Here is an 18,315-nt window from a genome sequence, read left to right as displayed (position 1 = left end):
CCCGTTGGTGTCTCACGGTGCGCGGCCGTTGGTCCCTCACGGTGCGGAGCCGTTGCCGTCGTGCGTCGGATTGGCGCGGTGGGCCATGGCCCGACGCGGCCGGGGCGCAAACGACGTCGCGCTTTCGTTTCGATGCGCGCGGCAGACGTTGTATAGGCCATTGTCACGAAGATGAGCGTCGTGAGCAGCCCTTCCTCGATGGCGCGCCGGGTTCGGCCGGCGTCCGTATTTGCGGCGTTCGCCGCGCTCGCTGCGCTCGGCGTGGCTTCGTGCGGCTCGCGCGGTTCGCCTCCGGCCCCGCAGACGGCGGCGGGCGCCCGCGCACCTTCGGGCGATCCCGAGGTCCCCGCGTTTCGGCTTCCGGACGCGGTGCGGCCTGCGCGCTACGATCTGGAGCTCGCGCTCGACCCCTCCAGAGACACGTTCACGGGCAAGGTCGGCATCGACCTGGTCGTGCAAAAAGCGACCAAGGTGGTGTGGCTCCACGCGGTGGACCTCCCGATCCGAGAGGCGCACGTCCTCGCGTCGGGGCAGACGCTCGAAGCGCGCATCGTGCCCGCCCGCGAGCGGGATCTGGTGGGCTTCGTCTTCGATCGGCCGCTCGAAAAAGGAACGGCGCGCCTCCTCGTGACGTACCAGGGCACGTTCGACAAAGAGCGCAGCCAAGGTCTCTATCGGGTGAGCGAAGGCCCGACCCCCGACGACTGGTACGCCTACACCTTCTTCGAGGCGATGGACGCGCGCCGCGCGTTCCCCTGCTTCGACGAGCCCGCGTACAAAGTCCCGTGGAAGATCACGCTGCACGTCAAGAAGGATCACGTCGCGCTGGCCAACGCCAAAATCGAAACGGAGAAGCTCGAGCCCGACGGCACCAAGACGGTGGTCTTCGAGGAGAGCAAGCCGCTGCCCAGCTACTTGGTGGCGCTGGTGGTCGGTCCCTTCGATCTGGTGAATGCGCCGCCCGCCGGGCACCATGGCACACCGCTGCGCTTCGTGGTGCCCCGAGGGCGCGGCGGCGAGACGCGCTACGCGGTGGAGGCCACGCCGCGCATCGTGGGGTTGCTCGAAGACTATTTCGATATGCCGTACCCCTACGGAAAGCTCGACGTGGCGGTGGTGCCGCGCTTCTGGGGTACGATGGAGCACCCGGGCCTGGTCGCCTTGGGGCAGCCGCTCACCTTGATCCGCCCGGACGAGGAGACGCCGGCGCGCAAAATGGCGTATGCGGGCATCGCCATCCACGAGCTCGGACACTACTGGTTCGGCGACTACGTCACCATGGCGTGGTGGGACGATGTTTGGCTGAACGAAGGCTTCGGCCAATGGCTCGATCTGAAGATCACCGACCAATTCGAGCCCGCGTGGCAGATCGACCGGCAGCGGATCGAGCGAAGGTCGTTCGCCATGAACGCCGATTCGCTGGCCAGCGCGCGGAGGGTGCGCCAGCCGGTGGAGTCCAAAGACGATATCGCCGGTGGGCTCGACAACGCGATCATCTATTCGAAGGGCGCGCTGGTCATCGGCATGGTCGAGAGCTTCGTGGGCAAGGAGAAGTTCCGAAAGGCGATCCTTCGCTACATGAAGGACAACGCCTGGAAGAGCGCGCGTTCCCGAGATTTCATCGCCACCGTCGACGCGGAGCTGGGGCCCGAGCTGGGCTCCGCGCTCGAGACGTTCATCGATCAGCCGGGGGTGCCGCTAGTGCGCGCCGAGCCGGTGTGCGCCAAGGGCGCTCCTCCGAAGTTTGCGATTTCGCAAGAGCGATTCACCCCCATCGGCTCGGATGCTTCGGGCGGCGCGTGGCAAATCCCCATTTGCGTGAAATACGGTTCGCCCGCGGGCGCCGGGGCGAAGTGCGCCCTGCTGAAGGAGGCCTCGGAGACCCTCACGCTCGACCTGCCCGCCGGAGCGTGCCCCGATTGGGTGATGCCCAACGCCAACGCGTCGGGCTATTATCGCTCGTCGTACTCCGCGGGCGCGCTGAAGACGCTGTTCACCAAGGCGTGGCCGTCCCTCACCGCGGGCGAACGCATCGTGCTCCTCTCGGACATGGCGGCGCTCACCGACAGCGGCGCCGTGCCCCTGGGCGATGCGCTGGGCATGCTCCCGACGGTGCTCAAGGACGGAAGCACGTACGTGTACCGCGGCTCGTTCGAGACCGTTCGAAAGGTTCGAAGGGAGCTCTTGACGAAGGAGCTGGCCGCACAGTACGATAAGCTCGTCCGGGCCCTGTACGGCGAGCGGGTGCGGGCGTTGGGCTGGAGGTCCAAGCCAAACGAGGACACGCCCGCGCGCGAGCTCCGCAAGCAGCTCCTCCACATGGTCGGGTGGCGCGCGAACGATCCTGCCCTTCAGCGGGAAGCGCGCGAGCTCGCCGTCAAGTGGCTCGCCAACCGCAAAGCCATCGATCCGGATCTGGTCCCCGTCACCTTGGCCATCGCGGCGCGCGGCGAGGACGAGGGCGCGGCGGAGCTCTGGGATCGCCTGCGAAAGGCGGCCGCGGAGGCGCAGGATCGGCGCGAGCGCAAAGAGATCCTGACCGCGCTCGGCGCCTTTTCGTCGCCGCCTTTGGTGGAGCGGGCGCTCGCGTTGGTCCTCGATCCGAGCCTCGATCGACGGGAGACCATCGGCATCCTCCAGTCCGCGCTGGCCGAGCCCGCGGCGCGCGATCGCGCCTACGCGTTCGTCAAAGAGCACTTCGATGCGCTCATCCGAGGCATGCGCCCCGACGAGGCGACGGGCCTCTTGATGGTCACCAACGAGCATTTCTGCGAGGCATCGCACCGCGCCGACGCGACCGCGTTCTTCACGGAGCGCGTGAAGAAGATGTACGGCGGCGCGCAACGCCTGCGGGAGCTGCTCGAGCGCGAGGCGCTCTGCATCGCCCAGCACGAGGCGCGAAAGGACAGCGTCGAGCGCGCCCTTCGACGCTCGAAGTCACCGTGATCCACGCTTGGGGCGCCGCACCATCCGCACCTTGCCGCTCTTGCCCCCGCCGCAATAAAAGCGATCGCGCCCGTCGGACTCGAGGCCGGAGACCATCGAGCCGGGCGGCATCACGATGCGCTCCTGCACCTCCCCCGTTTGCGCGTCGATGCGGCGAAGGTCGCTCTCGTCGCCTTCCCAGGTGGCGTGCCAAAGCTCGCCCTCGAGCCACGTTACGCCGGTGACGAAGCGGTTGGACTCGATGGTGCGCAGGATCTTGCCCGTCTCGGGATCGATGCAGTGGATCTTTCGGTCGCGGTATTGGCCGACCCAGAGCATCCCTTCGGCCCACGTCAAACCGGAGTCGCGCCCCTGGCCGGGCGCTGGGATGGTGCCGAGCACGTGCCCCGTCCGAGGATCGATCTTCTGAATGCGGTCGTCGGCCAGCTGAAAGAGGTGCTGGCCGTCGAAGGCGGTGCCGGCGTCACAGGGGACGTCGAGGGATCGGGTCGGCGCTCCGCTCTTGGGGTCGAAGGCTTGGAGCTTGGCGCCGGCGGCGAACCAGACCTGCTCCCCGTCGAAGGTGACGCCGTTCACCATTTCGGCTTCGGGAAATGGACCGTATTCGCGTTCGATGGCAGCGTTGGATTCAATCATGTGCAAAGCTTAATCGACGGGCAGAGGGGCCGGGAGTAACAAGGCCGTCGTGAATCCGGTGATGGGCGGGGCGAGCCAGCGGCGGGCGCGGGCTCGGCCGAAAGAGCGCACCTTTTCGCGGAGCTCGAGGGAGAAGAGCGCGCGCTGCACCGTCCTCTGGCTGGCGCCGAGGGCGCGGGCGATGGCGGAGCTGGACCAGGATTGCCCGTCGGCCAGCAAGGCGAGCACGTCCGCGTGCTCGTCCTCCACGGGCCGTAAAAGAACGACGACCTTCGTGGCGCGGCGCGGGCGGAGCACGAAGCCGCGCGGGGTGGCCTCGAGCTCGGCCAGCGCGCGAAGGCTCCGGCGCAGCCGGCCCATCTCCACCCGCAAGCGCGCGCGGTGCGAGTCGTTGAAGCGGACCGCGCCGAAGGCCCGCGCGATCAAGGTGTCGCGCGGCGCATCGTCGGGCCATGCTTCGGCCAAGGTGCGCACCAAGGCGAACAAAACGGGCCGGCGCGCCAGCGGAACGCTGCGCTCGGCCTCCTGCACCATGTGCCGGCAGGCGTCCACCACGAAGGCGCTCGATGCGAGCAGCGCCTCGACGTCGTGCAGAAGGAGCACGCTCTCCTCGCCCCGCGCCACCCGGCGCGCGGCCGGCTTTTCGAGGGCCCGCCGCGCCGTCTCCACCTCCGCCAGCAGCGAGGGAATGCGCGCGCGCAGCGCCGCCTTTTCGGCGCGAGCGAGCGCGGCGCGCGCAGGGCGCGTGCGCAAGGTTCGCACGGAGATGTCGACGCTCAAGAGCTCGGCCACGGCCGCCAGCATGGGCGGAGCGTCGCGCAGATCGAGGTGACCTACGGCCTGCTCGGCGTCGGCCAGGCGGCCGATGAGCAGGAGCCTTCGGATCGACACCAGGCGGGCATGGAGGACATTGGCGCGGTCGCCGTGCGCTTCGAGCACGTCGGCGGCCGCGGCGAGCGCCTTTTCGGAGCCGCTCAGATCGCGCGCGGCCAAGGCAATCTCCGCCTCGGCGATGGCGCAGCGCGCCCGCGCCACCGGCTCCTTGGCGCCGAACGCGCGCGACGCCCTTCGCAAGAGGACCTTGGCCCGGTCGAACTCGCCGAGCTGCGCCATGGCAATCCCCCGCAGCGCGAGCGCGGGCGCGTCGTCGCGAAGCGATACGCGCTTCAGCGCCGAGAGCGCGTCGCCTTGGGCGAGGGAGCGCGCCGCGGCGTTGATCAGGGAGTCCATGTGGGCGGTTTTGCCGCCGATCGCGGGCGATGTCCATCGCTTCCGAGCGGGGTGGCGCGGGAGCCCAGGAAATCCCGCCACCCTTGTCACTCCCGCGCCGGGGGGCCGCGCGCTACCTGTTTCGCATGATGAAGAACAAACGGATCGTCTCGCGGGCCGAGTGGCTCGAGCAGCGCAAACGGCTCCTCGACCAAGAGAAAGAGTTCACACGCCTCGGCGATCGGCTGAGCGCCGAGCGGCAAAAGATGCCGTGGGTGCGGGTCGAGGAGCCCTACGTCTTCGAGGGGCCGAACGGCCGAGAGACGTTGGCCGATCTCTTTCGAGGGCGGAGCCAGCTGGTCGTCTACCACATCATGTTCGCGCCGGAGTCGCAAGCGGCGTGCAAAAACTGCTCGTATTGGGCCGACAACTTCAATGGCATCGTCGCGCATTTGAACCAGCGCGACGTGACCTTTACGGCCATCTCGCGCGCGCCGCTCGCCAAGCTGCGGGCGTTCGCCGAGCGTATGGGCTGGAGCTTCGATTGGGTGTCCTCCGGGCAGGGCCGCTTCAATTACGACTACGGCGTGTCGTTCTCGTCCGACGATCTGGGCACGGGGTCCATCCAGTACAATTATGGCACGTTCGACGCACACGGTCCCGATATGCCGGGGATCAGCGTCTTTGCCAAAGACGGCGACTCCGTATTCCACACCTATTCGTGTTACGCGCGGGGCATCGAAATGATGAATACCGCCTACCACTACCTGGACTTGGTGCCCAAAGGACGCGACGAAACGTCGAACGGGCCGATGAGCTGGGTGAAGCTGCGGGATCAATATGCCGTCGGATAATGGGTGCCCGGCGTGCACGGGGGCTGACACACCGGCGCGCGACGCGCGAAACGCGGCGAGCGACGCGCGCCACGGGCAAGGCGCGGCGAGCAACGCGGGCGACGGCCGGGACGCGGCGAGCGACGGCCGGGACGCGGCGAGCGACGCGGGCGACGGCCGGCACGCGGCGAGCGACGCGGGCGACGGCCGAAACGCCGCGAGCGACGCGGGCGACGGCCGAAACGCCGCGAGCAACGCGGGCGACGGCCGAAACGCGGCGAGCGACGCGCGCCATGGGCAAGGCGCGGCGCGCAAAGGGACGCACGCGATGGCCGGCTCGGGGGTCGGATTCGTGCTCGGCCTCGCGGCGACCTTGATGCCGAAATGCCCCTTGTGCGTCGCCGCGTACCTGTCGCTCATCGGGCTGGGCACGGCGACCGCAGGCATGGTGGCCCCGCTGCTCTTTCCGCTCGGCGTGGGCCTCGCGCTGGTATCGCTCGCCGCGATGGCGTATCTCGCACGAAGGGTGCGCGTTCGCCCGCGTTGATTTAGCATGCGCCCATGGGCGCATTCAATTCGGTCGAATCACAGGACGGGACCGTCGTCGGCTTCGAGACGCTTGGCCAAGGCCCGCCGATGGTGCTGGTGCACGGGACGACCGCGGATCGAAGCCGCTGGCTCCCGATTCGCGCGCGGCTCGCGGAGCGGTTCACGGTTCATGCCGTGGATCGCCGGGGGCGAGGTCTGAGCACCAAAGAGGGCGGCGCATACCATATCGACCGCGAGGCGGAGGACATCGCCGCCATCGTGAACGCCGTCGGCCCCAACGTGTACCTCGTTGGACATTCCTATGGCGCCCTGTGCTCCCTCGGCGCCGCCTTGCTCACGGACTCCATTCGGGCCATCGTCCTTTACGAGCCGCCCGCATCGACCCCCGGCCATGCGGTCACCCCGCCGGAGATCTTGGAGCGCCTTCGCTCCGTGAGCGCCACGGGCGATCCCGAGGGGCTCCTGGAGACGTTCTTTCGCGAGGTCATCCACTCGTCCCCGGCCGATCTCGCCGCCATGAAGCGCACGCCCATCTGGCAAGCGCGCCTCGCCGCCGCGCACACGCTCGTCCGCGAGCTGGACTCCGTGGAGCGCTTCGCCATCACGGACCGCCTCTCCAGGATCGCCGTGCCCGTGCGCATCCTCCTGGGAACGGTGAGCCCGCCGTATTTCCGGCCCGCCGCCGAGGCCGTGGCCAAACGAATCCCGGACGCGGAGGTCATTCCACTGCACGGGCAGAGCCATATGGCCATCGACACCGATCCCGATCAAGTGGTGTCCGCTATCTTCACCTTCGCGGAGCGGCACGCCTAGGGCCGAGTTGATCCTCGACGACGAAATCGACGCATTGTACGCGGTCGCCCCGGCCGAATTTCTCGAGGCCCGCAAGGCGCTCGCCGTGCGCGCGAAGAAGGCCGGCGACAAAGACGGCGCGGCGCTCGTCGCCAAGATCCCCAAGCCGACCCCCGCCGCGTGGGCCGTCAATCAGCTGCACCGAACGGCGAAGCGCGAGCTCGACGCGCTGCTCGCCATCGGCGCGACCTTGCGCGATGCGCACCGCAAAGGACCGGGCGGGGTGCGCGATTTGTTCGCGGCGCAGCAAGCGCAGCGCGCGGCCATCGATGCGATGACCCGCACCGCGCGGGGGCTCCTGGAGAGAGCCGGGGTGCCGGCCTCCGAAACGACGCTGGCGCGCGTCGGCGACACGCTCACGTCCATCTCGACCTTGAATCGCTGGGACGGCGCGGTGCCGGGGCGCCTCTCACGCGAGCTTCCGCCACCCGGCTTCGATGCGTTGCTGGAGGTGCTCGGCGAGGCCGGGCCCCCGGCGCCGGCCCGTCCGCTCCGAGCCGTCAAGGCGCCCCCCGAAAAAGCGCCCGAGGCGAAGGCCCCCGCCCCTCCGCCAAAGCGCAGCGAGGAGGCGCTCGAAGAACGGCGCAAGGCCGCAGCCGACGCTCGCCGCGAGGCGGAGGCCCGCGTCACCGAAGCGCAACGAGACGCCGAGCGCGCCGAGGCGCGGGTGCGCGCGACGCACCGCGCGGCCGACGAATCGGGGCAAAAAGCAAAAGACGCCGAGACGCGCGCGCGAAGGCTGGCGGAGGTCGCCAAGGCGGCCGAAACCGCCCTTGCGCGGGCGAAACACGAGGCGAGCGAGGCGGCAAAGGACGCCAGCGCGGCCATCGATCGCGCGGAGAGCGCCCGCACCTCCGCCGACGAAGCCCGCCGCGCAAACGACGCGGCAGCCGCCAACTTGAGCGAGGCCAAAGACCGACTCGAGGCCGCGCGCCGCGCCGAAGCAGCCATCGTCAAACGCGCGCCACGCTAGCGCGCCCCCACGGTTCGCGGCGCGGATTCCGCGGGTGCGACGCCCCACCGGTTACTCCATCCGCCGCCGCGGCATGACCTGCACGCGCACGAGCGCGCGCAGGTCCGACTCCGAAAACCGCGGTCCGGCCGTCTTCCGTCAGGGCGCCCGCACCACGATCCGGTCCGTGTTCCACCCCGTCACGCTCACCACCGGCGCCGCGCCCTTCAAATCGCCGGCGTCGTAGACGGCGTGGAGCACCTGCGACTCCCCGGGCCACAACGTAATGTCGTTATCGTCCCAGAGCGCATTTTGCACCTGATTGTCGCCCGGAAGCTCCGCGCCGCCCGGCGTTCCCCGGCGCACGTCCGCGCGCAGAAAGAAGCCGACCACCGGCTTGCTCGACGTATTCGTCACGGTCACCGAGGTCACGGTGTTCGCGCCATTGGGCCCGTGCCCGCGCCGCGTATCGGCCACCACGCTCAACGCCGACTTTGGCAGGCCCTTCAAATCCTGCAAATTCCCATATTGCGAAAGGGTCGCCTGCGGCTTGCCGAGGCTCTTCTCCCAATCCACCACGTCCTCTTGCGTCGAGCGCCAATAGACATTTCGGTCCACGACCTTCCCGCCCTGGCGCAGCAACAGCTGCACGAAGAAGACACGCGCGGGCGCCGGCGGCGTGGTGGCCGCTGGGACCTTCAAGGTGAGCACTTTGTTCTTCACCTGCTGGCTGTCCAGCGCGATCCCGCGCGCCGTTTGATCGTCCAGCACGTTCCCATCGCGATCGTACACCCGCGCTTGCACCGACAGATCCCGCTCGATCCGCGCGCCGAGGTTGGCCACGGTCACCGTGTTTTTGTCGTACGCGTACAGCGCGTGCAGCGGGCGATTGGCTTCCTTTGCGCCGAAATAGCTGCCCGGCTGATCGCCATCGTAGTTGTAGAGCGACCAGAGCAACGTCGGCCAGCCCTTGTTCAATTGCCAATAGATGACGCCCGTCGAAGGGTTGTTCGGATCGGTGGAGTGCTCGATGAACGACTCGAACTCCGCGCGCACGTTCTCGTAGTTGGCGACGTGCGCCTCTTTGACGTACGACTCCAAGTCCGACCATTGGCCGTAGCGGGCGGCGAGCGCCTTGTCGAAGACGAACAAGGTGCCGAACTGGTAACCCCAGTACCCGGGCTCGAAGTTGGCGTGGTACTGATTGTAGTCTGGCTGCCGCCATAGCTTGTCCTGCTCGTTCTGCGAGAGGAACCGCCGGATGGAGTCCAAGGTCGGCACCGTGTGCCCCGCGCTCTGCTCGCTCCCGAAGCCCCACGAACCGCCCGCGTTGGTGCGGCTCGGATCCCCCGGACTGAAGTGCGTCGTATCGTACCAGTAGCTGGGGGGCACCCAATCGTAGGGGCCCTCTTTTTCGCCCGACGGGCCCAGGGTCGGGGTGCTCTTGTATTCGGCCGACGCCACGATGGGGACATCGAAGTCCGCCTCGGCAAAGCCGCGCAGCGACTCGGCCTCCTGCCGCGGAATGGGCTCGTTGTCGCTCCAGCCGTAGTTGATGACGCTGGGGTGGTTTCGTTCGAGCTGCCCGATGCTGTACGACGAGTCGTGAATGACGCGGTAATCGCGCTCGGTCACCCCTGCCCCGTCGGCGGGCAGCTCCCATCGGTTGCAGCAGGTGAAGCCGCCGATGATCGGAATGCCGGCCCGGTCGAATTGATCGTAAAAGTCGCGCGGCATATCGTGGCCCTCGAGCCGGATGCCGCTCAAGCCGAGGTTCTTGATCAACGTGATCTGGCGGGCGATATCGGCCTTGGAGTAGCGCAAGAGCAGATCCGGCGCATAGCCGGCGCCGCGGAAGACGAACTCTTTGCCGTTGATGCCGAAGATGCGCGCGCCCTGCGGCGCCTGGGGCGATGCGCCGATGAGCCGCGAGTTGACGGTGCGGATGCCGAAGGTGTCGCGGGTGCGGCTCACCGGCTCTCCATCGTGAAAGACCGCCGTGCGCAACGTGTAGAGCGGCTGATCGCCCAGCAAATACGGCCACCAGGCGCGCGGCCGCGCGATGTTCAAGCCCGGGTAATGGTCCGGCGTAAAGGACACGGTCTTGGTCGAGCGCGCCGGCACGGTGACCTTCTGCCGCACCAGGATCGGAGCCCCGCCGCCCGAGGGTGCGATCACCGCGGCGCCCACCACGGCTTCTTGCTCGCGGTGGGAGTCGTTGGTGACATCGACCTTCACCGTCAACGCGGAGCTGCTCAGATCCGGTGCGTTGTGCTGCACCACGTGGGCGTTGGTGCCCGAGAGCTTGGAGGTGACCTGGAGCTGGATGGGGAACTGAATACCCGTTTGATTGTCGGGCGGGATCTGCGTCCAGTCCACGTTGTCGAGCGTGAACATGGAGTTGGGATCGTTGGGGTACATCTTGATCGCCAAGGTGTTCTTGCCCGGGCGAACCAGCCGCGAAATGTCGAAGGTGTGCCCGGCAAAGGCCCCGGTCACGATCTCGCGGCTCGCCACCAGCTCGCCGTTGACCCAAACATCGCCCTCGCCCACCACGCCGGGGACGATCAACTTGGCGCGCTGGCCGCGCTCGACGTGCACCGTAAAATCGGTGCGGAACCACCAGGGCACCGCGAACCTCGCCACCGTCACCGGACCGCGCACCGGCATGTAGCCAAAGCACTTGCGCATATTGTCGGAGAAGAACACCTCGGGGCACTCGCCGTTCTGCACCAGCGCGTTGATCTCGGTGCCGGGCGCGCCTGCGTCATCTGGCCGAACGGGCAGCCAGCCGGCGGTGGAGAACCCCGGGCGCGAAATCTGCTCGGCGGGCTGCGAGGCGACCGCGCTGCTCTGCACATGCCAGCCGCGCAGCCCGAGGGTCACGGGCAAAAACCCGCGCACCGCATCATCGTCGCGCCCGTCCTCGTGCGCGAGCGCGTCATGGTCATCCTCGAGATCCTGGAGCAAGAAGCTCTCCTCGGACGAAAGACCGCCCGATGACGATGGCGTTTGCGTCGAACACGCCACGAACGCGCCGAGGGTCACGGCGTACGGTGCCAACCTGCCGATTCTGGACCTGTCCATGCTCGAACCCCTTCGTTTGGAACCGCTGGGTGAACGTCCGAACTTCAGCTCGAATAGTTAGTAAAGTTTCTTAACCTGTCCAGCCGGCGCCCGGCAAGCGCCGGCGCGCGCGGACGCGGAGAATGGCAACCATGCCAAGGAGCGCGATCGAGACCCCTCCGAAAATCATCCACCCGCGGTATGGGTTCCGAAGGCGCGCGCGCTCCGCGATTGTCGTATCGACATATTCGCCGATATCGATGCCCGACAGCTCGGGTGCCTTCATACCGGCAGGGAAAAATGTCAGCGCCAGAGGAATCCGCTCGACCTTGACCTCCGGTGCCTCGGGAATGGCGGGCACGTAGAGTGCCACGATCGTCGTAAGCTCGCGGCGATCGCGCGATGGGAAGGTGCGGGCGAGAACGTCCACCGCTTCGCGCGGCGCGCCATGCAGGAGCCTCTCGGCGCGGCCGATCGCGCGCACCGCCGCGATGACCGCGTCGCGGTGCGATGCGAGGAAGCTTCGCTCCACGGCAAAGGCGTGGATCTGGCGATCCTTCAAGACCGGCACCTCGCCCGCCGATTGATTGACCAACACCACGGCGTCGTCGCGCACGATGGCTTGCTCCACATAAGGCGTGTGCGCGTAGAGCGCGTCCACCTTGCCCGCACGAAAGGCTTCGTTTTGCTCGTTGCCGTGGAGGGTCACGATGGAGAGCACGTCCTCGGGGTCGAGCCCTTGCGAGGCAAAGAGCGCGCGAAGGCGGGTGGGCGGATGCGGCGCGATCCCCAAGCGCAGGCCGCGCAACCCCGCGAGCCGATCGCGCAAGGGAAGCGCATCGGACAGCCTTCGCTCCTCGAGAATGGAACGGCGCACGACCAGCTCGATGGGATCGTTCTTGAGCAGGTTGGCCACGAGGACGACCGGCATGCGCGAGGCGATCATCTCGAGGTACATGGGCGGCGGGAGCACCGCCGCGTCCGCGCGATGCTCGTCGAAGTACGTGCGCGTGCCCCGCGGGGAGGGCGGGATGACGAGCGTGACGTCGAGCCCCTCCTCCTCGAAGTAACCGGCTCCCTTGGCGAGCCAGAAGGCCATGTACTGCAAGTTGTCGCCGTCGGGCACGAGCACGCGCAACTTCGTTCTCCCGCTTCGCTCGTTTCGCGCGCTTCGCTCGTTTTGCGCGCGCACGCGCTCCGAAAACGACGCGAGGACGAGGGCCACGGCGAGCGCAAAAAGAAGCGGGGCGCGCGAAAGTCGGAGGCGAGGCATGCGCGCACATTCTGTCACGCCGCGCCATCGAGCATCCATCCGGGCCGCCCGCAGGCCGCTCGCACATCCCGAAGCAAGCTCGCCGGGACGTTCCTCGTTGTCGCGGTGGGCAATGGATGCTCACACTGGTTGCGAGCGCACCCGAATGCTCGCACCATTCTCGTAAGACTGCCCGGACACCGACGATGCCTACGCCATCTACCAAGACGCCGCCGCCCCCCATCACCCGCCTGGACGATCTCGTCGCCCGCGATCGCGATCACGACTGCGCGGGGTTCGGCCCGCACAGAGTTTGCGTCAAAATCGAAGCCGTCGCCGATCTGCCGACCCGGTTCGGGCGCTTTCGCATCGTCGCGTTCTGGAACAACCGCGACGGCAAGGAGCATGTGGCGCTCGTTCATGGCGATGTGCTCGGCGCGGCCAATGTGATGACCCGCCTTCACTCCGAGTGCCTCACCGGCGATGCGCTGGGCTCACTCCGATGCGACTGCCGCGATCAGCTCGGTTTCGCGCTGCAGCGCATCGCAAGGGAGCCCTGCGGCGTGCTCCTGTACTTGCGCCAGGAAGGGCGCGGCATCGGGCTGCTCAACAAGATCCGCGCGTACCAGCTGCAAGATCGCGGCTTCGACACCGTCGATGCGAACGTGGCGCTGGGCTTCCGCGACGATGAACGCGATTACGCCATCGCCGCGCACATGCTGCAGAGCCTCACCATCCGCTCCGTGCGGTTGCTCACCAACAACCCCAAGAAGCTCGCCGAGCTCGAACACCATGGCGTCACGGTGGCCGCGCGCATCCCGCACGTGATCCCCGCCAACGAGCACAATCGCTTCTACCTGGAGACCAAAGCGAACCGCTCGGGCCACTTCATCGATCTGGACGGCAAGCCGCACATCGCCGAGCAAGACGATCCGGTCGTCGTCATCGCCGAGGATGGCCGCCCCGCCGCCCCGTGAGCCTCGATTGCGCGCGCTAATTCGTCAAAAGCTGAAACACGACCCATAGGACCGTGGCGGCGATGGGCACATAAAACCAACGGAAGTCGCTGACCGGAGGGGCCTCGGGCTCGGGCGCGCCTCGAAGGGTCTGCGCAAACCGCGAGGGCATGCCCGGGGTGAGCGCGTGCAACGAATCCGGCGGCGGCGGAGTGATCTCGGGCGCCGGCACATCGGGCCGCTCGATGTGCGCGAGCGCTCCAAACATGCCCGAGGACAGAGGGCTCACGCTCGAAGGTGGTGTCTCGACATGCGAGGCGAGCGCGCGGCAGATCTCGTAGGCTTGGCGAAGGCGGTCGAAGCCTTCGGGATCGATGTCGGGGGTGCGTGTTTTGCAGAGTCGTAGGTACGCGCGGCGCACGGTCGCGGGGGTGGAGCCTCTTGGAACTCCAAGCTCACTCATGGCTTCGTCGAAGGTCACGTGGACGTTCTTAGTCATCCGAGGTCGACCGGAAAAGTCGCCTGCGTGACACGACTGCAAAATTCCACGCACGACAATCGCCTACGTATACCCAGACAAGGCTACGATTGCGCAGATCGTGCGCAAGACGCCGCGCGCTCCAGGAGAAAGTCGCGCTCGCGGGCATTTCGCGTGAGGGACGCCGCGCGTTCGAACTCGATCCGCGCCTCCTCGGTGCGACCCAGCTTGACGAGCAGATCCCCCCGCACGCTCGGCAACAGGTGGTAGCGCGCCAGGGATGGATCCGACACCAACGTATCGACCAGCGCCAGGCCCGCGGCCGGCCCATACGCCATGGAGAGCGCCACCGCGCGGTTCAACTCCACCACCGGCGAGGGCGTGAGCTCCGCCAGCGAGGCATAGAGGCCCGCGATGCGCACCCAGTCCGTCTCCCCCGGGGTGCGGGCGCGCGCATGGCACGCGGCGATCGAACCTTGCAGCGCGTACGGACCGAGGGTGCCGAGCTTCTCGGCGCGCTCGAGCGCCGCAAGACCGCGGCGGATGAGGACTTGATCCCAGCGCGCGCGATTTTGTTCGAACAGCAAAATCGGCTCGCCCGAGGGCCCCACCCGCGCCGCGGATCGCGACGCTTGGATCTCCATGAGCGCCACCAGACCGTGCACCTCCGACTCGTTCGGGGTGAGCTCGGCGAGGATGCGCCCGAGGCGGAGCGCGTCTTCGCACAGGGCGGGCCGCATCCAATCGTCGCCGGCGGTGGCCGAGTAGCCCTCGTTGAAAATGAGGTAGAGCACCTCGAGGACCGAGGACAAACGCGCCTCGAGCTCCGGGCCGCGCGGCACCTCGAAGGGGACACGCTCATCGGCCAAGGTGCGCTTGGCGCGAACGATTCGCTGGGCGATGGTGGGCTCGGGGACGAGAAACGCGCGCGCGATCTCCTCGGTGGTCAGGCCGCCGAGCAGACGCAATGTGAGCGCGACCCGCGCCTCGGTCGAGAGAACCGGGTGGCACGAGATGAACACCAGGCGCAGAAGATCGTCGCCCATGTCATCGTCGATGGCCGACTCGAGATCGGGCGTGGCATCGCGATCGGATTCGAGCTCGTGGCCGAGCTCCTCGTGCTTTCGCTCCAGCCGCTTGCCGCGCCGCAGGTGATCGATGGCGCGGTGCTTGGCGGTGCCCATGAGCCAAGCGCCCGGATTGTCCGGCACCCCCGACTGCGGCCACTGCTGCAGCGCGGCCACCAGCGCATCTTGGGCGAGCTCCTCGGCGACGCCGACGTCGCGCACGATCCGGGTCAGGCCGGCGATGAGCCGAGCCGACTCGATTCTCCAGACCGCGTTGATCGCACGATGTGTCTCGTTGGCAATCTGCACCGTCTGATCAGAGCATCTCCGCCGCCCAATGCAAGACCGATGCGCAGCGGCCCCGTCGCCGCCCCATTTTCGGCATTGACCTTGACACTGTGTGAAGCCTTATCCCTCTGCATCATGTTGAACATCGGAGAATTCGCCCGACTCGCGCATGTTTCACCCCGCATGCTGCGGCATTACGACCAGCTCGGGCTGCTTCGCCCCGAGCACGTGGATGCGTCCACCGGATACCGCTCGTACAGCGTACGGCAGCTGGGGCGCTTGCAGCGGCTCATGGCCCTCCGCGATCTCGGCTTTGGCCTCGAGCAGATTGGACCGCTCTTGGAGAAGGCGCCCTCGATCGAGCAGCTGCGGGGGATGCTCGAGCTGCGGCGGGCACAGATCGAACGAGCCGTGGCCGAGGATCAGGACCGTTTGCGGCGGGTGGAAGCCTATTTGCGATCGCTGGAAGGGAAAAATGCCATGTCCGAACCGAATATCGTCCTCAAGAAGACGCAGCCCCTGCGCATCGCCAAGGCCGCGGGCAGCGCGTCGGGCCTCACCCCGGAGAACCTTCGCCCGGTGTTCATGCAGCTCGTGCCCGAGGTGCTCGAACACGTGGGGCGCTCGCAGGCGCGCCCGGGGATCATGGTGGCTTACTACGATGAGCCGGCGGAGGACGGGACGGTCACCGTGCACGCGGGCTTCGACATTGGCGCGCAAGACGTGCCCTCGACCGCGCGGGTCCAGAGCCTCGAGCTGCCGGTCATCGAGGTCGCATCGGTGGTGCACCACGGCAGCATGAACGACGTGGGCCCCGTATACGAATCGCTGCTTCGATGGATCGAGGACAGCGGTTACAAGCTGGCCGGCTACGGCCGCGAGCTTTACCTCGAGATGAGCTGCAACAACGATCCGGAGCTCAACACCGTCGAGCTGCAGATTCCGATCGCTCGATGACGCCTACAGTCCCGACCCCGGCAGGCCGCGCTTCTCCTTGATGGGCGGCGCGCGGTCCTCCTCGGGATCGCACGCGAACGCGTGACGCGGTACCCGATGGTCATCGCCGTGCGGAATGACCACCACGATCACGATCGGCTTGCTCTCGACCACCACCGGTCGTGATGCCTCGGCCGGCTGCGCCGCGCGCGGCCCCGTTGGCACTTGAGGAGCCTGAGGCACTGCCGCATTGCATCCGGAGATGGCCAAAAGGAGCGGCCAACGGAAATGGGTTCGTGCTTGCACGAGGATCCCGTCGACCGCGCCCAAACGGAGATTGCGGACCAAACGATCGAAATACGAGCACAGCCCATTCGCGACGAGCTTTGGCGCAAACGGACTATCGCACCTGAACATGCGCCAGGTGTCCGTGCACCGGGCTCGGGCTCATGGAACGAACGCTACATCCGCTCGGGAACGGAGATGCCCAACAACCCGAGCGCCAGCGACAGGGTGCGCGCGGTGAGCTCGGCCAAGGCCAGGCGCGAGGCGCGCAGCTCACCGGTGCTCGAGAGGATGGGGCACTTCTCGTAGAACGAGGTGAACGAGGTGGCGAGCTCGTACAGGTACCCGGCCAGGCGGTGCGGCTCCAGCAGGTCCTCGACGATCTGCACCGCGGGGGCGAGCGCGAGCAGGTTCAGAACCAGCGCGCGCTCGGCACGGGCGGCAGCATCGTTGTCGGCGGCGGGGGCGAGCACCACGGGCCCCAACGAACCGGAAACAGGGACCGAGCCCTCCACCTTTCGAAAGATGGCGCGCACCCGGGCATAGGCATACTGCAAATATCCGGAGGTGTTTCCGTCGAAGGAGACCATGCGGTCCACGTCGAAGACATAGTCTTTCACGCGATCGCTGGAGAGATCGGCGTATTTGAGCGAGCCTACGCCCACCATTTTGCCGACCTTGGCGCGGGTCTCCGCGTCCAGATCGGGGGCCTTGGTCGCGAGGACCGACTCGGCGCGCGCGATGGCCTCCGAGACGAGATCGACCAAGCGCACCGCGTCGCCCTCGCGGCTGCGGAGCATGCGTCGATCGGGCCCGAGGACGGAGCCAAAGGCCACGTGCTCGGCGCGCGCGGAAGGCTTGAGCCAGCCCAGCTCGCGCGCGGCCGTAAAGATCATGCTGAAGTGCTGTGCCTGCGGCGCGCCGACCACATAGAGGAGCCGGGTCGCGCCGAGATCGAAGAGGCGGTAGCGGATGGCCGCGAGATCGGTGGTCGCGTAGCCGAATCCCCCGTCCGACTTTCGGACGATGAGCGGGAGCGGCTCGCCTTCTTTGTTGGTGAAGCCCGCGGGGAAGACGCACAAGGCGCCGTCGTTTTCGCGCGCGTGGCCGCTCGCTTCGAGCTCCGCCACCAGGGGCGCGAGCTTGTCGTTGTAGAGGCTCTCGCCCGCCACGTCCTTGCGCTGCAAGGTGACGTCGAGCGCCTCGTACACCGTCTCGAAGTAGCGCGTCGAAATGTCGACCAACGTGCGCCACCGCGCCAAGGTCTCCGCATCGCCGCCCTGGAGCGCGACCACGCGCCGCCGCGAGCGGTCGGCGAAGGCGGGATCCTCGTCGAACTTCTTTCGCGCCGCCTTGTAGAAGGACGACAGATCCGCCAGCGCGAGCTCGCTGCTCGCGTCCCCCACCTTCACATCGAGATCGATCAGGTGCTCGATGAGCATCCCAAAGGGCGTTCCCCAGTCCCCGATGTGATTCTGGCGGATGACCGTATGGCCGCGAAACTCGAAGAGCCGCGCCAGCGCATCGCCCAGGACGGTGCTCCGAAGGTGCCCGACGTGCATCTCCTTCGCCACATTGGGCGCCGAGTAGTCGATGACCACCCGCTCGGGCGTCGCCGCTTGCGGAACCCCCAGGCGGGGATCGTCCAGCAAGCGGGTCGCCGCCTTCGCCAGCCACGGCGAGGCGAACGTAAAGTTGATGAAGCCCGGCCCGGCGATCTCGGCCCGCTCGATCAAATCGTTGGGCGGGAGCGCGGCCACGATGCTCTCGGCGATGGCGCGGGGAGCCTTGCGCGCGCGCTTCGAGAGCCCCAGCGCGAGATCCGCTTGTGCATCACCATGCTGCCCGCGGCGCACCTGCGGATCCACATCGCTGAACTCCGGCCCCAACGCGGTCACGGCGGCAGCCCGAACCAGGCTCCCCAATTCTCCCAACGGATCGAACATGCGCCTCACTCATACACCGCGAGGGGCGCCAAGGGCAGGAGGAAACCTCTGTTTCTCCTCGTCT

Annotated in this window: 15 protein-coding genes; 7 read left to right on the top strand and 8 right to left on the bottom strand. The window is 67.6% G+C overall.

The window, feature by feature from the left end:
• Positions 1 to 180: 180 nt before the first annotated feature.
• Positions 181 to 2,946, top strand: coding sequence for an ERAP1-like C-terminal domain-containing protein (locus LZC94_01470; GenBank protein WXB15949.1), 2,766 nt, complete (start codon positions 181 to 183; stop codon positions 2,944 to 2,946).
• On the opposite strand, the gene LZC94_01465 is transcribed toward LZC94_01470, so the two are convergent.
• Both LZC94_01465 and LZC94_01460 read right to left on the bottom strand, forming a co-directional pair.
• Positions 2,938 to 3,582 (bottom strand): PQQ-binding-like beta-propeller repeat protein, encoded by a 645-nt coding sequence (locus LZC94_01465; GenBank protein WXB15948.1) that lies wholly within the window; start codon positions 3,580 to 3,582, stop codon positions 2,938 to 2,940. The genes LZC94_01470 and LZC94_01465 overlap by 9 nt on opposite strands.
• A 9-nt stretch (positions 3,583 to 3,591) precedes the next feature.
• Positions 3,592 to 4,812, bottom strand: coding sequence for a helix-turn-helix domain-containing protein (locus LZC94_01460; protein WXB15947.1), 1,221 nt, complete (start codon positions 4,810 to 4,812; stop codon positions 3,592 to 3,594).
• Positions 4,813 to 4,937: 125 nt separating this feature from the next.
• Between LZC94_01460 and LZC94_01455 the strand changes: the two genes are divergently transcribed.
• The 4 genes from LZC94_01455 to LZC94_01440 are packed head-to-tail and all read left to right on the top strand — an operon-like array spanning position 4,938 to position 7,998.
• A complete protein-coding gene (locus tag LZC94_01455) occupies positions 4,938 to 5,645 on the top strand; it encodes a DUF899 domain-containing protein (protein WXB15946.1) in 708 nt (235 codons plus the stop codon).
• Positions 5,632 to 6,171 carry a sulfite exporter TauE/SafE family protein gene (locus LZC94_01450; protein ID WXB15945.1) on the top strand — a complete coding sequence of 180 codons (540 nt, stop codon included), beginning with the start codon at positions 5,632 to 5,634 and terminating at the stop codon, positions 6,169 to 6,171. Before LZC94_01455 ends, LZC94_01450 begins: the two co-directional genes overlap by 14 nt.
• A 14-nt stretch (positions 6,172 to 6,185) precedes the next feature.
• Positions 6,186 to 6,986, top strand: coding sequence for an alpha/beta hydrolase (locus tag LZC94_01445; GenBank protein ID WXB15944.1), 801 nt, complete (start codon positions 6,186 to 6,188; stop codon positions 6,984 to 6,986).
• A 7-nt stretch (positions 6,987 to 6,993) separates the two neighbouring features.
• Entirely contained in the window at positions 6,994 to 7,998 is a 1,005-nt protein-coding gene (locus tag LZC94_01440; protein WXB15943.1) for a hypothetical protein, read from the top strand.
• Between the two features lie 138 nt (positions 7,999 to 8,136).
• Here the strand turns inward: LZC94_01440 and LZC94_01435 are convergent, their stop codons facing one another.
• Both LZC94_01435 and LZC94_01430 read right to left on the bottom strand, forming a co-directional pair.
• A complete protein-coding gene (locus LZC94_01435) occupies positions 8,137 to 11,064 on the bottom strand; it encodes a hypothetical protein (GenBank protein WXB15942.1) in 2,928 nt (975 codons plus the stop codon).
• A gap of 70 nt (positions 11,065 to 11,134) precedes the next feature.
• Entirely contained in the window at positions 11,135 to 12,316 is a 1,182-nt protein-coding gene (locus tag LZC94_01430; protein WXB15941.1) for an ABC transporter substrate-binding protein, read from the bottom strand.
• Between the two features lie 185 nt (positions 12,317 to 12,501).
• On the opposite strand from LZC94_01430, the gene ribA reads away from it, so the two are divergent.
• Positions 12,502 to 13,272, top strand: a complete 771-nt coding sequence (gene ribA / locus LZC94_01425) for a GTP cyclohydrolase II (GenBank protein ID WXB15940.1) — start codon at positions 12,502 to 12,504, stop codon at positions 13,270 to 13,272.
• 16 nt (positions 13,273 to 13,288) lie between these two features.
• Here ribA and LZC94_01420 read toward each other — a convergent pair whose 3' ends face one another.
• Both LZC94_01420 and LZC94_01415 read right to left on the bottom strand, forming a co-directional pair.
• Positions 13,289 to 13,750 (bottom strand): J domain-containing protein, encoded by a 462-nt coding sequence (locus LZC94_01420; GenBank protein WXB15939.1) that lies wholly within the window; start codon positions 13,748 to 13,750, stop codon positions 13,289 to 13,291.
• 83 nt (positions 13,751 to 13,833) lie between these two features.
• The gene (locus LZC94_01415; GenBank protein WXB15938.1) at positions 13,834 to 15,105 is read right to left on the bottom strand and encodes an RNA polymerase sigma factor; all 1,272 of its coding nucleotides are present in this window, start codon (positions 15,103 to 15,105) and stop codon (positions 13,834 to 13,836) included.
• A 114-nt stretch (positions 15,106 to 15,219) separates the two neighbouring features.
• Between LZC94_01415 and LZC94_01410 the strand changes: the two genes are divergently transcribed.
• Entirely contained in the window at positions 15,220 to 16,041 is an 822-nt protein-coding gene (locus tag LZC94_01410) for a MerR family transcriptional regulator (protein ID WXB15937.1), read from the top strand.
• 3 nt (positions 16,042 to 16,044) lie between these two features.
• Here the strand turns inward: LZC94_01410 and LZC94_01405 are convergent, their stop codons facing one another.
• Positions 16,045 to 16,245, bottom strand: a complete 201-nt coding sequence (locus LZC94_01405; protein WXB15936.1) for a hypothetical protein — start codon at positions 16,243 to 16,245, stop codon at positions 16,045 to 16,047.
• A 236-nt stretch (positions 16,246 to 16,481) separates the two neighbouring features.
• On the bottom strand, positions 16,482 to 18,251 hold the full coding sequence (gene argS / locus LZC94_01400) for an arginine--tRNA ligase (GenBank protein WXB15935.1): 1,770 nt from the start codon (positions 18,249 to 18,251) through the stop codon (positions 16,482 to 16,484).
• Positions 18,252 to 18,315 lie beyond the last annotated feature (64 nt).

This window comes from Sorangiineae bacterium MSr11954, from assembly GCA_037157815.1.
GTDB lineage: Bacteria > Myxococcota_A > Polyangia > Polyangiales > Polyangiaceae > Pendulispora > Pendulispora albinea.
Note: the sequence above shows the minus strand (reverse complement) of the source record. Positions and strands in the feature narration are given on the sequence as shown.

Excerpts from the sequence above, each read along its gene's own strand:
- LZC94_01450 (WXB15945.1), top strand. The coding sequence starts at position 5,632 with ATGCCGTCGGATAATGGGTGCCCGGCGTGCACGGGGGCTGACACACCG.
- LZC94_01410 (WXB15937.1), top strand. The coding sequence starts at position 15,220 with ATGTTGAACATCGGAGAATTCGCCCGACTCGCGCATGTTTCACCCCGC.
- LZC94_01435 (WXB15942.1), bottom strand. The coding sequence starts at position 11,064 with ATGGACAGGTCCAGAATCGGCAGGTTGGCACCGTACGCCGTGACCCTC.
- LZC94_01455 (WXB15946.1), top strand. The coding sequence starts at position 4,938 with ATGATGAAGAACAAACGGATCGTCTCGCGGGCCGAGTGGCTCGAGCAG.
- LZC94_01445 (WXB15944.1), top strand. The coding sequence starts at position 6,186 with ATGGGCGCATTCAATTCGGTCGAATCACAGGACGGGACCGTCGTCGGC.
- ribA (WXB15940.1), top strand. The coding sequence starts at position 12,502 with ATGCCTACGCCATCTACCAAGACGCCGCCGCCCCCCATCACCCGCCTG.
- LZC94_01465 (WXB15948.1), bottom strand. The coding sequence starts at position 3,582 with ATGATTGAATCCAACGCTGCCATCGAACGCGAATACGGTCCATTTCCC.
- LZC94_01430 (WXB15941.1), bottom strand. The coding sequence starts at position 12,316 with ATGCCTCGCCTCCGACTTTCGCGCGCCCCGCTTCTTTTTGCGCTCGCC.
- LZC94_01460 (WXB15947.1), bottom strand. The coding sequence starts at position 4,812 with ATGGACTCCCTGATCAACGCCGCGGCGCGCTCCCTCGCCCAAGGCGAC.
- LZC94_01420 (WXB15939.1), bottom strand. The coding sequence starts at position 13,750 with ATGACTAAGAACGTCCACGTGACCTTCGACGAAGCCATGAGTGAGCTT.
- argS (WXB15935.1), bottom strand. The coding sequence starts at position 18,251 with ATGTTCGATCCGTTGGGAGAATTGGGGAGCCTGGTTCGGGCTGCCGCC.